This is a genomic window from Pseudalkalibacillus salsuginis (assembly GCF_021646685.1).
GTDB lineage: Bacteria > Bacillota > Bacilli > Bacillales > Fictibacillaceae > Pseudalkalibacillus > Pseudalkalibacillus salsuginis.
On record NZ_JAKJHW010000006.1, the window covers coordinates 1 to 14863 of the forward strand.

Genomic DNA, 14863 nt, shown 5'->3' on the forward strand with positions numbered 1-14863 from the left:
CACTTGCTTATATACTCATTCAAATGTCACCTATATTCTTGAAAGTCCTACAACAAATTGGGCAGTCCATTTAAATAGACTATATAACCATCAGGGGGACCCTTTTGCATCCCCTTCCAAAATAAGAGTGGTGATTCCAAAGGCAAAAACCATTTTGAAGCAAAACTGGGAGTCGACATCGACCCGGAAAATAAGTGTGGAGGATACGATTGCAAGAATTGTGGCTAAAGCAATCAACAATACGGAGCAAAGGGCTGGCGGGACTGGAAAGAGTGGATTGATTTCGATTGACCAACCAGGACAAGAGGTATTACAACGGACGGCTGTACAGCTGACTCCTGACACGGTCACCATCTGTCTTTCCATTGGGCTTCCTGCGAAGGGACGTAGTGTACTGGGTCGTCAAGCCCAGAAAATGCTTCTCTCGATCCTTCCACAGATTTTGAAGGATTCCATTTTCTCCATTTCTGAAGAGACGATCTGGAATGCGGTGGTGCTATCTGATCAGCAGGAAGCGATTCGGGAATATATGAAATGCAATCATTTCGTAGCATTTGTTGCAAATGGGGCTATCCTTCCAAGAGAGAGCGGGATCAGCAACCGTCCATTAAAAACAACAGAAGTAATACCCTTTAAAGCGCCTGAGTCTTTACAGGTAGCAGTCCCAATCCCCCACAAGGAGGAGCCAATCCTAGGAATGGGCATCAAAGAAGGGATTACACTGATCGTAGGTGGAGGTTATCACGGCAAAAGCACCCTTCTAGAGGCATTGGAAAGAGGCGTCTATAATCATATTAAAGGGGATGGCAGGGAATTTGTCCTGACCGATCCGGAAGCGATGAAGGTACGTGCTGAGGATGGGCGGAAAATTACCGATGTTGATATTTCACCATTCATCCAAAACCTTCCGTTTGGAAAAACGACGACAAGTTTTACTTCAGAAGACGCGAGTGGTAGTACATCACAAGCGGCTTCCATTATCGAATCCCTTGAAGCAGGCGCTACGGCTCTTTTGATTGATGAGGATACGAGTGCAACCAATTTCATGATCCGTGATCAACGAATGCAACAGCTCGTCTCAAAGGATAAAGAACCGATCACCCCGTTTATAGATAAAGTGAGGCAGCTATATGAAGACCATCGGGTTTCCACCATTTTGGTGATGGGGGGGTCTGGTGATTATTTTGAAGTAGCGGATACGGTCCTATTGATGGACCAATACCGCCCATATGACGTGACCATAGATGCTAGAAAAATCGCCGAAGAGTCTATTGTTGACCGGAAGAAAGAGGGTGGGGCCCACTTTGGAGAAATCCAAAAAAGGATACCTCAACCTGCAAGCTTGAACAGCCGGAAAGGGAAGCGTTCAAAAGTTACAGCTAGAGGGCTCCATACGATCCAATATGGCAAGGTGGATATCAAAATCGACTTTGTCGAGCAGCTGACGGATCCTAGCCAGACAAGAGCGCTTGCAGAAATCCTTTTTTATCTGGAAAAGAAGAGGTGGTTGAGCAGGGTCTCGATAGCAGAAATATTGCAAAAAGTGGACAGGCAGATCAGTGAAGATGGCCTTGCTTCGTTTACAGACTTTCCCAATCAGCACCCTGGTGACTTGGCGCGGCCGCGTATGTTAGAATTAGCTTCAGCATTGAATAGATTAAGAACACTCGCTATTCGTAAGTAGCTCACTTTTACGAAATTTTAGGCGTAGTTAGATTCTGTTGTATCAAAATTCGCGACACTCCTGTGGCGTCGAGACATTCATTTACATCTTGTGTGTGAGCCCATGCAGAACCAGGCAGCTCCTCGTCAGTTTTCCAGTGGCCTACGTGATGAAGCGGGTCGCTTTCCGCTTTGCTCCAGTACTGGGACATGGAGAGCCGTAGTAATCAACAATGAAAAATAACAAAGCCAAATTTTAAAGAAAGGGGGATCGAACCATGACAGGTGCCCAGTTAAAAGAAAAAGTAATTGCATATAGTAAATCAATCGGTATCGATAAGATCGGATTTACGACAGCTGACCCGTTCACAGAATTGAAGGAACGGCTTCGGACACAGCAGGAGAATGGATTTCAATCTGGATTCGAAGAGCCGGACATAAAGAAACGTATACATCCAGAATTATTGCTTCCGAAAGCGAGGTCGATCATTTCGATTGCGCTTGCGTACCCTTCAAAAATGAAGGATGCACCGAGGAGCACAAGAGATGATCGCAGAGGGATCTTTTGCAGGGCATCATGGGGCAAAGATTACCATGATGTATTACGAAGTAAAATGAACCAGATGGAGCAATATATCCTGGAACTGAATCCTGAAGCGAAAGTCGCATCGATGGTCGATACAGGTGAACTATCGGATCGAGCGGTTGCCCAGCGTGCTGGGATTGGCTGGAGCGGAAAGAATTGTGCCACCATTACACCTGAGTTCGGCTCCTACGTCTACTTGGGCGAATTGATCACGACGATCCCCTTTGAACCAGACCAACCGATGACAGACCAATGTGGTACCTGCAATAAATGTGTGGATGCTTGTCCGACTGGGGCCCTGGTGACTGGTGGCCAGTTGGATTCTAATAAATGTATCGCCTTTTTGACACAGACAAAAGGATTTCTACCAGAGCGTTACCGTGAGAAACTCGGGAACAGGCTTTATGGATGTGATACTTGTCAGCAAGTTTGTCCTGAGAATAAAGGGAAAGATTTTCATCACCATCCGGAAATGGAACCCGATCCCGAAATAGCAAAACCGAAATTAAAGCCACTTTTGACAATCAGCAATCGTGAATTCAGAGAGAAGTTCGGTCCAGTAGCAGGTTCTTGGAGAGGCAAGAAGCCTATCCAGAGGAATGCAATCATCGCATTGGGAAATTTTAAAGACGCAACAGCTCTCCCGGAATTGCTGCATGTACTTAGGGAAGATCCTCGTCCTGTGATTCGCGGGACAGCGGCATGGTCTCTCGGGAAGATCGGAGGAGAGGAAGCTGAAATTGTGCTAAAATCTGCGAAAGAGAGAGAAAAAGACGAGGATGTACTAGCTGAGATTGATAGAAGCCTGAATATGATGGATAATCGCGTGAGAACGTGATGGTTATATTATTTTTCGTTCAGTATGATAAGGCAAAAGGGTAAAAAGAAGGGATAACATGGCAACAATTATCAGTGTGCAATATGGGGAAATGGACAGCGCGATCGGCCTGCTTACATTATTAAGAACCGAAGAAGGTTTATGCCGGATCGACTTTGGATCGATCGAGGAAAATCTTCCTATCATCAACGCATGGTTGAAAAAACAAGGTTTGAAGGCTGAGCTTTTATTTGACCAGGATGCTCTTCACCCATATATTGAGCAGATCGAGGAATATTTCCTTCATCGGCGCCAGCATTTTGATTTCCCGATCACTCTTTTTGGTACACCTTTTCAGCGGAAGGTATGGGAAGGTCTGAGAAACATACCATATGGAGAAACATACTCCTATAAGGATGTAGCGATAATGATCGGCTCTCCAAAGTCTGTAAGAGCTGTGGGCAGTGCCAACAACAAAAATCCGCTTCCTATCGTGATTCCATGTCACCGAGTCATCGGAAGCAATGGTGAACTTGTTGGATATGGCGGCGGATTGGAGAAGAAGGAAGTATTGTTGAACTTAGAAAAACAACCTAGACAGGTTTGTTCTTAAAAAAAATGATAAATGACCGGCTGGTGTGATTGACAAGGACTCTGATTAAGAGTTCTTTTTTTATTGGTCGAACCATAGACATGAAAGGAGAAAGACAGAGGGGGTTGTATTAATGGATTGGCTTGTTTCATTACAGGAATTTATTGAAGAACAAAACGCCTCCTTCACAACGGATCGGATTAGGGATAGTCGTATCAGTACTTTGGAACGTGAAGCTTTGATCCGCAGGTCAAAAAGCTTAAAAGCGAGGAATGCTGTGATCGTCAATGCTCAGGTGAAAGCAAAGATTCTACATCATGATTCTACAGCGCCAAATAAAAAAGAGGTTACGTACTTGATCAAACGATCATATCTCATTAAACAACCGTCCAACTTTTATGTGGAAGAATCTCTTGAAAGGCGGAAAGCCTTGGTCGAAAACAATGAAATCGAGCTTGATCAATCATTGGAGCAGGAGGGCGTTTTTCCATCCCAACTGCAGACGGTCGAACGTGATGAAGATGTGATGCCGATGCCACGTTATAGGTATAACCGGCTTGAAGCGGTAAAATATGCAGAGCGATGGTGGAATTCGCATAACACTGCCTATAAACTGTTTGAAAATGATTGTACAAACTTCATTTCACAGTGCCTGCATGCAGGCGGTGCTCCAATGAGAGGATACCCGAACCGGTCGAAGGGTTGGTGGTATAGAAATAATAATTGGAGCTACAGCTGGGCCGTTGCCAATACGCTGAGGTGGCACTTGAGCGGCTCCAAGCAGGGTTTACGTGGGCAGGAAATGGCCTCGCCTGAGCAGCTGGTGCCAGGGGATGTCATCTGTTATGATTTCAATGGGGATGGGAGATGGCAGCATAATACGATTGTCGTAGCAAGGGATGAGCAAGGCATGCCGCTGGTCAACGCTCATACACACAATAGCCGGATGCGCTTTTGGGACTATACGGATTCCACTGCCTATACACCAGAAATAAGGTACAAATTCTTCAGAATCATAGACGGGTAAAAACAGTCCGTCTTTTTATTTTTCGTGATAAACGTTCCTTTCATTGTCAATTTCCGTAGCGGGTTGGACATGCTATAATAGATAAGGTTTCAGTTTTTGATTTAGAGGTGAAATGATTTGACTGTACATATCGTGCTTTTTCAACCAGAAATTCCAGCAAACACTGGGAATATTGCAAGGACCTGTGCTGCTACAGATACAACACTCCATCTGATCCGCCCGCTCGGATTTTCCACTGACGATAAAATGCTGAAGAGAGCTGGATTGGATTACTGGCAGTATGTGAATATCGTCTATCATGATTCTATAGATGAATTTTTCAAAAAAACGGATGGAGAGTATTTCTTCCTTACGAAATACGGTGAGAAACCGCATACTTCATTTGATTACAGCAATCCTGAAGTGAACTATTACTTTGTATTCGGCCGTGAGACGAACGGTCTTCCAAACGAGATCATCGAGCAGAATAAAGAGCGTTGTTTGAGAATACCGATGAATGAGAATGTCCGCTCATTGAACCTTTCGAATACAGCGGCGATTCTTGTGTACGAAGCATTGAGGCAACAGGATTACTTGCATTTAAGGTAATAAAAAAACGACTGAATTTTTCAGTCGTTTTTTATGTGCGGTTAAAGCACAGTGGTATGTAGTTACCACCTTATTTTCTTGTACCTGGACGATCGTTGTATCCAGCTGTAAAGATCGAAACCAAAAAGGCTAAGATAACACCTAAAATGAGGACAAAGCTCATATGACATCCTCCTTTAGAGCATAGTATATCCATTCATACATCCCATTATAGCAAATATAACAGAAAAGTGTATGAAAAACTGTGACGAAAATGTAATAATAGAGTGAGATACCAGAAAATATTAGGGGAATGTCATGTTTGTTAAAAATACATATTTGACCGGGTACTTTCCGTTATTTGCAATCGTTTTGTTCAGTGCATCTTTCGGATATTACTCGCAGGTTTATTTGGTGGAGAAGCTTGAAATACTTGGAATATACCGGGGGATGACCGAATTGTTTTCAATCGGCACGGTCCAGGTTGCTCTTTGGTTCGTTTGTGCGCTGTTGTTCTTCATGTTATTTGCTGCTCTTAAACTGATTTCCGATACTTTAGTCGAATTATCACTTTTTTTCTTCTCTAAAGAAAGTGAAGGGGACACTTTAAACAGAATTCGTGGGGGAAGTTCGATCTTCCTGATTGGCAGTCTCTGTTCCATAGTCGTCGTACAATCTTCTTTTTTACTTCCACTCATATTCTTGCTGTCCTGCTTGGCCTATTTCTTTTATTTCGTTTATAAAGCGAGTACCACATTATCGATTGCAGGGATGTTCGGCTTAGTATTCATGCACGTATTGTTTTGGATCAGTTTTTCCACAGGTGTCACTTACTCTGTTTTAAAAGTCTATAAAGCGCTGATGTCTGGAGTGATGTCAGCATAGGGAAGGGCTATCCGTTTGGAAAGCCCTTTTTAAAATCGGTCTTATTTACTGAGTTGGGAAATTATTCGGAAGAAGTTAGGAAATGATGGGCCAATTTTGGAAAATAAGCTGTTGAAAGTTAGGAATGGGTAGACAGAAGTTAGGAATGAATCATCGAAGGTTAGGATTAGCCTAATGCATCCTTAATTCCCAGCCTGCTTCATGACGTCCTTCCATATCTTCAAATGCAAGACTCTGCTTTGTACATTCGTAATAGGAGCCGGACGGTCTTTACCGACCCAGATTCCTGCCGTATAACGTTCTGTCATTCCTACAAACCATAAGTCTTTGTTATCATTCGTCGTTCCCGTTTTCCCGCCGGTGTATTTTGACGGTATGTTTGCTTGCCGTCCTGTTCCATTTGTCATGACATAACTAAGCAGAATGCGCATTTTTTCATTCGTATCGGATGACCATACCTGCCTCGGTTTGTCTTTCCATTGATAGAGAAGTCTGCCATCAATCGTATGGACACTTTTGATCGCCCGTGATGGCTGATAAAGCCCGTTATTGCTGAAAGCTGTATAAGCATTGGTCAGCTCTAATGGTGATAGACCGTAATCAAAACCTCCAAGGACGGTCGGAAGCCTATGGTCTTTAGCTGAAACTTTTTTAAAAGAGAAAGGCTCAAGGAATTGAAAAGCTTGTTCGATTCCGACCGAGTCCACCATCCTGACGGCTGCCGTGTTGATCGACTTGCCCATTGCCTCTTTCAATGACACGTTCCTATAGGTTGCATTGCCATAGTTCGAAGGACAATACGTTTGTTTACAAAAAGGCGAAGCATCGACCGGGACATTGAGCGGCAATGCCTTTTGCTCGATGATAGGGACGAAGGCTAGCAATGGTTTGATGGCAGAACCGGGCTGCCTGTAAGATTGATAAGCCCGATTGAACTCGTTTGCCTTCATTTTTTTTCCGCCGATCAATGCCTTCAGTTTGTGTGTTGTGTGATCGATGACCACAAAGGCACCTTCGACCTCATACGGCAATTGTCCCAATTGTTCCCGGGTATTAATCTGAATGCCCTTATCCAGATTCGTTTCGATCTTGATTCCTTTTTCATAAACCAACTGATATACGAATCGGTCCAATTCCGAGCGGATTTTTTTCTTTTCCCCGGTTGTCTCAGCATTTTTCAGCTTCTCGTCAAAACCCTCTGATTGTGAGACCAAATCCTTCAATTCACGAAGCGTGTAGGACGTATAATCTGGAAATTCATGGACTGGGCGTAATACGTCAAGGACAATATCACTATTCATTGCTTTGTTATATTCTTCTTCTTTTATGTATTTGTTTTCGAACATTTTCCGTAGAACATAACGCTGCCGTTCCAGCGATCGATCCATATTTGTAATCGGGTCATATTTGATAGGACTATTCGGAATCCCGCATAGGAGGGCAATTTCAGATAGGGAAAGCTGATTGATGGATTGACCGAAATAAAATCGGCTTGCTGTTTCAATTCCATAGATTCCATTACCGAAATAGATCGCATTGCTATAAAGCTCAAAAATCTTCTCTTTCGTTAATTCCTGCTCCAAACGATAAGAATAGAAGGCTTCATGGAGCTTTCGTTTATAGGTTTTCGTATGTGATAAAAATAAATTCCTTGCTAGTTGTTGTGTAATCGTACTCCCGCCCTGGTCGATCGAATTGGATTTTGCATTAATGACGATGGCACGGATAATCGCAGTTCCATCAACTCCACGATGCTTGAAGAAATGATTATCTTCAGCAGCTATGAAAGCATGAATCACCGAGCTGGGCAGCTGTTCATATGGTATGTATATCCGGTGCTCAGTTCCATGGATGGTATCGATGATTGAGCCATCATCAGCAAGGATGGTTGAACTCTTTGCCAATTGGACTGAGTCGATCGGTATTTCACTATCGATCATTTTTGAGGGAGGTTCAACACTCTTGATTTCTCGCCAAGCATGCGTGGTCAGCATAAAGGAGCTGAGCAACAGACTGATGATTCCGATATATCCAGCTAAAAGTTTCAATTTTACATCCTGTCCTTCTATATGTGTGTCATTCCTTCATTTTACCATGTATGTGAGGATTTGGTCGGAAAAGAACATCGAATGATAAGGCAAGACGGGGCATACGATGGTATTACATGTACGATTATTCCTTGGAGGGGGTACTCATGGATATTTTAGGAAAATTACAGGAATACCGGGAAGAAGAAAAGAGATTGGTTTGGGAAGGTACCTTCGCTGAATATCTTGAAATTTTACGAGAGCGTCCTGAAGTTGCTCAATCTGCCCATTCTCGTGTTTATAATATGATCAAAAGCCACGGAATCGAAGAGGTGAATGGGAAGAAACGATATAATTTCTTTTCTAACCAAATATTCGGCCTGGAGGATGCAGTTGAGCGGCTAGTGGAGGAGTATTTTCACCCATCTGCAAAAAGATTGGATGTCCGTAAGCGTATCTTGCTTTTGATGGGACCTGTCAGTGGCGGTAAGTCAACGATTGTGACGATGTTGAAAAGAGGATTGGAAGCATACTCGAAAACAGATGAAGGAGCCGTTTATGCCATCAAGGGCTGTCCGATGCATGAAGACCCGTTGCACTTGATCCCACAGTCGATGCGCGACGATTTTCAAAAGCAGTATGGAATCCGTGTGGAAGGCTCACTCTCGCCGCTCAATATGATGCGGCTTGAGCAGGAATATGATGGGCGCATTGAGGATGTCATCATCGAGAGGATCTTTTTTAGCGAGGACAAACGGACGGGTATTGGAACGTTCAGTCCTTCTGACCCTAAATCTCAGGATATCGCAGATTTGACAGGTAGCATCGACTTTTCTACGATTGCCGAGTTCGGTTCAGAATCAGATCCACGGGCCTACCGGTTTGACGGGGAGCTGAACAAAGCTAACCGTGGAATGATGGAATTCCAGGAGATGCTGAAGTGTGATGAAAAATTCTTATGGCATTTGCTGTCGTTGACACAGGAAGGGAATTTCAAGGCTGGAAGGTTCGCGCTCATCTCGGCGGATGAACTGATCGTTGCTCATACGAATGAAGCAGAATATAAGTCGTTCATATCCAATAAGAAAAATGAGGCATTGCATTCCCGTATCATCGTGATGCCGATTCCGTACAATTTGAAGGTATCTGAAGAAGAGAAAATTTATGAAAAAATGATCGACGATAGTGATATTGCGGATTTCCATATTGCTCCGCACGCTCTGAGAGTCGCAGCGATTTTCTCTGTATTGACCCGTATGAAGGAATCCACCAAACAAGGCGTCGATTTTGTGAAAAAGATGCGCCTTTATGATGGGGAAAATGTTGAAGGCTTCAATCATGCAGATGTTGAAGAGTTGAAAAAAGAGTTTCCAGATGAAGGAATGAGCGGAATCGATCCACGGTATGTCATTAACCGGATATCTTCTGCTATCATACGTAAAGATGTTCCCGCCATCAGTCCGCTCGATGTCCTGAGATCCTTGAAGGATGGACTGGACCAGCATGCCTCGATTTCGAAAGAAGACCGGGAAAAATATATCAACTTCATTTCTGTTGCACGTAAAGAGTATGATGACATTGCGAAGAAGGAAGTACAGAAAGCATTTGTCTATTCCTATGAAGAGTCAGCGAAGACGCTTATGGACAATTACCTTGATAATGTCGAGGCCTATTGCAATAAGAACAAACTGCGTGATCCATTGACTGGTGATGAAATGAATCCAGATGAGAAGTTGATGCGATCGATCGAAGAACAGATCGGTATTTCTGAGAATGCGAAGAAAGCGTTCCGTGAAGAGATTTTGATCCGGATTTCCGCTTATGCACGTAAAGGGAAGAAATTTGACTACAATTCACATGAGCGTTTACGGGAAGCGATTCAGAAGAAATTGTTCGCTGATCTTAAAGACGTTGTGAAGATCACGACTTCGACCAAAACCCCGGATGAGTCCCAGCTCAAGAAAGTCAATGAAGTCATTGCACGTTTGATTGATGAACATGGCTATAACTCGATCTCTGCAAACGACCTCCTTCGATATGTCGGAAGCCTCCTCAACAGATAACAATGAAAGGCTGTAAAAACAATGAAAAGGCGTACCCAAGCGGCACGCCTTTTTTTGTAATACTTCCTCTGTGCCCCCTCAGTGCCTCCTCAGTGCCAGGCACCGAACGAAAAACCTTGTGGGAGAAGGATTCTGAAACGGTGCCAGGCACTGATTGAAAAACCTTGTGGGAGAAGGACTTTGAAACGGTGCCAGGCACTGATTGAAAAACCTTGTGGGAGAAGGATTCTGAAACGGTGCCTGGCACTCTTTTTGTGTTTACTTACATTTATCTGTTATACTGTTTACAAAAATTTAACTCATTGTGTACTTGCTATTAAATTGTATAAAATGGTAAATTTAATATAATAACGAAAAAGGGTGTGTAAGTTTACATGACCAAAACCAAGGATAGTTTTTGGGAATGGATCAAGGCGATTGGAATAGCACTTCTGATTGCGTTTATAGTTCGTCATTTTCTTTTCACGAATTATGTCGTATACGGAGAATCCATGATGCCTACCATTCAGGAAGGTAATCGTTTGATTGTTAATAAAATCAATTATGATATCACCAAGCCCCAGCGGTTTGATTTGATTGTCTTCAAGGCGAATGAGCAAGAAGATTATATAAAAAGGATCATCGGACTCCCAGGTGACAAAGTTGAATATCGTAATGATAAATTATACATTAATGATCAACCTGTGGAAGAAAAGTACTTAGAAAGGTTCAGGAAGGATCTCCAGGAAGGTTCACAATTGACTGGTGACTTTACATTGAAAGACATCACCAGCAAGAAACGGGTGCCGGAAGGAATGGTTTTCGTATTAGGTGATAACCGCCTTCACAGTATCGACAGCCGCCATATCGGATTCGTACCCCTCGAAAATATCGTCGGGGAAGTCAACCTCAGGTACTGGCCGATGTCTGAATTCCAAGTCATCCATTAGGTTTATTTTATGAAAAATATGGGTAACGATAGTTCAAGAGGTGGTTACCTATGACAAAGAAAAATGATAAAGAAAAAGAGTCGATGAACAGCTTTATGGTAAGAAATGAAAAAGAGCTTAAAGAACACAGCAAGGTAATGGAACACGTATCCTCGAATGAAAATGTCAAGAAAAGCGGTAAAATACCAGACCCAGAGCAACATGAAACAAAAACCGATAAAGATGATAAATAAGTACAAATAAGATTGGCTCTTCTGGGGCTAATCTTTTTTATGCTTTTTTGGATGAACTCGTGTTTATGTTGACACGCTGGGATGAAAAACACGTACCGGGTCAGAACCGGAATTTTGGCCAGCCTCATACCAAAAGCCACAAAAGGACGTGGTTTTTGACATCGGCAATAAAGAAACCTTTAACGAATTGATAATTGAGTTGGCCCGGAAATGGGGCGGAGTAGAGTTGTTTGGTAAAGTCGACCGAAATGTTCGGTCATTTTTTTGTTTACTGAAAACCTGTTCGTAAAAACTTATAAAAAGTCAAGATGAAAAATCTTTTATAAGACATGCATCTTTTTTGTTCGAATTTATTAGCAATTCTGAACATTTAATGCATAGGATAGAGTAATCCCCCGAAAGTAAACGTGCTCTTTCGGGGGAAATCAAATAAGGAGGGGAATCAAATGACCGTCAATAAAAATGGAAATTTCGTCGTGTCACAGGAGAACTGGTCCCTCCACCGAAAAGGCTATCAAGACCAACAGCGTCATATGGAGAAAGTTCAAGATGCCTTAAAGAACAATCTACCAGACTTGATCAGTGAGGAAAGCATCATTCTATCCAATGGTCACGATGTCATTAAAATTCCGATCCGTTCCCTGGATGAATATAAAATCCGTTACAATTATGATAAATCAAAACATGTCGGGCAGGGAGACGGAGAAAGCCAAGTCGGTGATGTCATTGCGCGTGATGGAAAGCCTAATGGTAATAAAGGAGCTGGTAAAGGAAAAGGTGCTGGCGACCAGGCAGGAAAAGATTATTATGAAGCAGAGGTATCCCTGTTAGAACTTGAAGAGTTGTTATTCAAAGAACTTGAGCTTCCGAATTTACAGCAGAAAGAACAGGAAAACATCATACTTGAAAAGATTGAGTTCAACGATATCCGAAAGACAGGATTAATGGGTAATATTGACAAGAAAAAAACGATCTTAACCGCCTATAAACGGAATGCTTTGAAAGGAGATCCGTCGATCATACCGATATTTCCAGAAGATCTTCGTTTCAAAACATGGAATGAAAAAGAAAAGCCTGAATCTAAAGCTGTCGTTCTTGCGATGATGGATACGTCAGGAAGTATGGGTATTTGGGAAAAATATATGGCTCGAAGCTTTTTCTTCTGGATGACACGCTTCCTTAGGTCTAAATACGAAAAAGTGGAAATAGAATTCATCGCACATCATACTGAAGCAAAAGTTGTTTCTGAAGAAGACTTCTTCTCTAAAGGTGAAAGTGGAGGGACGATTTGTTCATCTGCATATAGAAAGGCGCTGGAACTCATAGAAGGTAAATATTCACCGAGTCGTTATAATATTTATCCATTCCACTTTTCAGATGGTGACAACCTGACAAGTGACAATGCCCGATGTATTAAGTTGGTCCAACAGATCATGGAAGTATCGAATATTTTCGGATATGGAGAAGTGAATCCGTACAATCGCCACTCCACCCTTATGAGCGTATACAAAAATATCAATGATCCAAAATTCAATTACTATATTCTAAAAGAAAAACGAGATGTATATCATTCGATGAAAAGTTTCTTCAAGAAAGGCGAACAGAATTTGGCATAAGCCAGCTGACCCTTCATCAACGTTAATCGATGAAGGGATTTTTATGGAAAAATAATCTCCCCTTTCCTACATAAACTAAGACTAAATTTTCAAGGGGAGGTTCTTCAAAATCGAATGAGACTACTTATTGTAATTCTGATGCTGATCGTACTATTTCCACAACCGGCCGAAGCTCTATGGAAGACGAACCTCGAAATGCATGTGATTGATGTGGGACAAGCGGACAGTATTTACATTGAATTATCCAATGGGAAGAATATTATGATTGATTCGGGTGATGAACACGATGGTCCCAAGGTCGTTTCTTATCTTCAGAAGCGAGGAATTGAAAAAATCGATTATTTGATTGCGAGCCATCCTCATCATGATCATATCGGAAGCATGGACGCCATTTTCGAATCCTTTGAAATCGGGAGGATCTATATGCCTTCCGTCAAGTATCATACAACATATTATAAGCGGTTGATGAGATTGGTTGATGAATTCGGAGTGGAGAAAATCGACGCAAAAACCGGCGTAAAGGAAAAACTGGCCCGTAATATTAAGATGGAGTTCATTGCGCCCTTAAAGAAAAAATACAAATCACTCAATGATCATTCGGCAGTGTTGAAAATCGATCATGGAAAAAACTCGATTCTTCTGATGGCTGATGCCGGTATGGCTTCGGAGAATGAATTGGTGAAAAGGTTGGATGACGAAAAAATTGATGTACTGAAAGTGGCACACCATGGAGCCAACACAGGGACAAGTAACGGCTTGTTGAAAAGGACCAATCCAGATTATGCGGTAATTTCGGTTGGTCGGAAAAACAAATACGGTTATCCTTCCAAAGAAGTGCTGAAACGGTTGAAATCCCACAATATTCAAGTGTTTCGGACTGACAAATTGGGTACGATCATTATGAAAAGTGATGGAAAGTCAGTCCGTTTCTTTACTGAGTTCCCTCAGACATGATTTGGATTCTTACGGACAACATGAATTGCGCTGATAATATGTTTATTGAGCATTGTACGCATGAATGATTTGTTGAACAGCTGATAGATGAGCTCGCGGTTTTCGGGTGAAGTCACATATCTTGGCGGAATGCTGTTCAAACTCAATGCAATGATATCAACGGTGCATTTGTGACATCGACAAATGGTTTGGTAATCAGGGCTGTTCAATAATACAGTTACGACTGTCGGGACGATTTCTTCGAGGACATTGTAATAATCTTTTGCCATTGTTCCACCTCATGATGTAAAATATGATCTTTTATAAGTGTAGTGGAATTGTAATAAAAATGAAACACAAAATTGGTTGTAAATATAGGCAAAATAATCTTCATTTTTACCGGCTAAACTAAGGACGAAAGGAGGATGTGCTTAAATGGATAATCAAATTCGTTCACTTATGTCAACTAGCGTTGCTTCTGTTTCTCCACAACAATCGATTAAAGAAGCAGCAGCTTTAATGAGCCAATATAACGTGGGTGCTATACCTGTCGTAGAAAATGGTCAACTTCGAGGGATCATCACAGACCGTGACATCACGCTGCGTTCAACAGCTCAAGGAATGGATGGAAATACACAAGTATCTCAATGTATGTCCGACAACATCATTTCGGGAGATCCGAATATGAGTGCCCAAGAGGCTGCTCAATTGATGTCAACAAAACAAATCCGTCGTTTGCCTGTCGTGGAAAACAATCAGGTCGTAGGTATGGTTTCACTTGGGGACCTTGCTACGAAAGATCATGATCCGAACAACGCTGGGCAAGCTCTATCAAGCATTTCTACTCCTTCAAACCCAAACACCCCTCAATAACGGGAAACAAGCATCCTTCAATGGGTGCTTGTTTTTTACATTGTAGGCTAGGC

14 protein-coding genes are annotated in these 14863 nt (G+C 42.3%); 12 read left to right on the forward strand and 2 right to left on the reverse strand.

Annotated features, from left to right (window positions below; all coding sequences use genetic code 11):
* From L1611_RS14735 to L1611_RS14760, 6 genes are all read left to right on the forward strand, one after another.
* Positions 1–1684, forward strand: a 1684-nt coding sequence (locus L1611_RS14735) for an ABC-ATPase domain-containing protein (RefSeq protein WP_236314403.1), incomplete at its 5' end; no start/stop codon positions are given.
* A 256-nt stretch (positions 1685–1940) separates the two neighbouring features.
* Positions 1941–3086 carry a tRNA epoxyqueuosine(34) reductase QueG gene (gene queG / locus L1611_RS14740; protein WP_236314405.1) on the forward strand — a complete coding sequence of 382 codons (1146 nt, stop codon included), beginning with the start codon at positions 1941–1943 and terminating at the stop codon, positions 3084–3086.
* 58 nt (positions 3087–3144) lie between these two features.
* The gene (locus tag L1611_RS14745) at positions 3145–3678 is read left to right on the forward strand and encodes a methylated-DNA--[protein]-cysteine S-methyltransferase (RefSeq protein WP_225067972.1); all 534 of its coding nucleotides are present in this window, start codon (positions 3145–3147) and stop codon (positions 3676–3678) included.
* Between the two features lie 112 nt (positions 3679–3790).
* Positions 3791–4684, forward strand: a complete 894-nt coding sequence (locus L1611_RS14750) for an amidase domain-containing protein (protein ID WP_236314407.1) — start codon at positions 3791–3793, stop codon at positions 4682–4684.
* A 117-nt stretch (positions 4685–4801) separates the two neighbouring features.
* Positions 4802–5272 carry a tRNA (uridine(34)/cytosine(34)/5-carboxymethylaminomethyluridine(34)-2'-O)-methyltransferase TrmL gene (trmL, locus tag L1611_RS14755; protein WP_236314409.1) on the forward strand — a complete coding sequence of 157 codons (471 nt, stop codon included), beginning with the start codon at positions 4802–4804 and terminating at the stop codon, positions 5270–5272.
* A 297-nt stretch (positions 5273–5569) separates the two neighbouring features.
* Positions 5570–6136, forward strand: a complete 567-nt coding sequence (locus L1611_RS14760; RefSeq protein ID WP_236314411.1) for a DUF5366 family protein — start codon at positions 5570–5572, stop codon at positions 6134–6136.
* Between the two features lie 182 nt (positions 6137–6318).
* Here L1611_RS14760 and L1611_RS14765 read toward each other — a convergent pair whose 3' ends face one another.
* Positions 6319–8184, reverse strand: a complete 1866-nt coding sequence (locus tag L1611_RS14765) for a transglycosylase domain-containing protein (protein WP_236314412.1) — start codon at positions 8182–8184, stop codon at positions 6319–6321.
* A 146-nt stretch (positions 8185–8330) separates the two neighbouring features.
* Here L1611_RS14765 and L1611_RS14770 point away from each other — a divergent pair, with 146 nt between their 5' ends.
* From L1611_RS14770 to L1611_RS14790, 5 genes are all read left to right on the forward strand, one after another.
* Complete coding sequence (locus L1611_RS14770; protein ID WP_236314414.1) at positions 8331–10226, forward strand: PrkA family serine protein kinase; 1896 nt, start codon at positions 8331–8333, stop codon at positions 10224–10226.
* A 374-nt stretch (positions 10227–10600) separates the two neighbouring features.
* On the forward strand, positions 10601–11155 hold the full coding sequence (gene lepB, locus L1611_RS14775; RefSeq protein WP_236314416.1) for a signal peptidase I: 555 nt from the start codon (positions 10601–10603) through the stop codon (positions 11153–11155).
* 50 nt (positions 11156–11205) lie between these two features.
* Positions 11206–11388, forward strand: coding sequence for a hypothetical protein (locus tag L1611_RS14780; protein WP_225067978.1), 183 nt, complete (start codon positions 11206–11208; stop codon positions 11386–11388).
* Positions 11389–11834: 446 nt separating this feature from the next.
* Positions 11835–13004, forward strand: a complete 1170-nt coding sequence (yhbH, locus tag L1611_RS14785; RefSeq protein ID WP_236314417.1) for a sporulation protein YhbH — start codon at positions 11835–11837, stop codon at positions 13002–13004.
* 114 nt (positions 13005–13118) lie between these two features.
* Positions 13119–13958: a ComEC/Rec2 family competence protein gene (locus L1611_RS14790; RefSeq protein WP_236314419.1), complete on the forward strand. Its 840-nt coding sequence runs from the start codon at positions 13119–13121 to the stop codon at positions 13956–13958.
* Here L1611_RS14790 and L1611_RS14795 read toward each other — a convergent pair.
* A complete protein-coding gene (locus tag L1611_RS14795; RefSeq protein WP_236314421.1) occupies positions 13949–14227 on the reverse strand; it encodes a late competence development ComFB family protein in 279 nt (92 codons plus the stop codon). The two genes, L1611_RS14790 and L1611_RS14795, sit on opposite strands and share 10 nt — an antisense overlap.
* A gap of 145 nt (positions 14228–14372) precedes the next feature.
* On the opposite strand from L1611_RS14795, the gene L1611_RS14800 reads away from it, so the two are divergent.
* Positions 14373–14810 (forward strand): CBS domain-containing protein, encoded by a 438-nt coding sequence (locus L1611_RS14800; protein ID WP_236314423.1) that lies wholly within the window; start codon positions 14373–14375, stop codon positions 14808–14810.
* Positions 14811–14863: the final 53 nt, after the last annotated feature.

Coding starts and splice junctions, on each gene's coding strand:
- queG (WP_236314405.1), top strand. CDS start 1,941: ATGACAGGTGCCCAGTTAAAAGAAAAAGTAATTGCATATAGTAAATCA.
- L1611_RS14745 (WP_225067972.1), top strand. CDS start 3,145: ATGGCAACAATTATCAGTGTGCAATATGGGGAAATGGACAGCGCGATC.
- L1611_RS14750 (WP_236314407.1), top strand. CDS start 3,791: ATGGATTGGCTTGTTTCATTACAGGAATTTATTGAAGAACAAAACGCC.
- L1611_RS14760 (WP_236314411.1), top strand. CDS start 5,570: ATGTTTGTTAAAAATACATATTTGACCGGGTACTTTCCGTTATTTGCA.
- L1611_RS14770 (WP_236314414.1), top strand. CDS start 8,331: ATGGATATTTTAGGAAAATTACAGGAATACCGGGAAGAAGAAAAGAGA.
- lepB (WP_236314416.1), top strand. CDS start 10,601: ATGACCAAAACCAAGGATAGTTTTTGGGAATGGATCAAGGCGATTGGA.
- L1611_RS14780 (WP_225067978.1), top strand. CDS start 11,206: ATGACAAAGAAAAATGATAAAGAAAAAGAGTCGATGAACAGCTTTATG.
- yhbH (WP_236314417.1), top strand. CDS start 11,835: ATGACCGTCAATAAAAATGGAAATTTCGTCGTGTCACAGGAGAACTGG.
- L1611_RS14790 (WP_236314419.1), top strand. CDS start 13,119: ATGAGACTACTTATTGTAATTCTGATGCTGATCGTACTATTTCCACAA.
- L1611_RS14795 (WP_236314421.1), bottom strand. CDS start 14,227: ATGGCAAAAGATTATTACAATGTCCTCGAAGAAATCGTCCCGACAGTC.
- L1611_RS14800 (WP_236314423.1), top strand. CDS start 14,373: ATGGATAATCAAATTCGTTCACTTATGTCAACTAGCGTTGCTTCTGTT.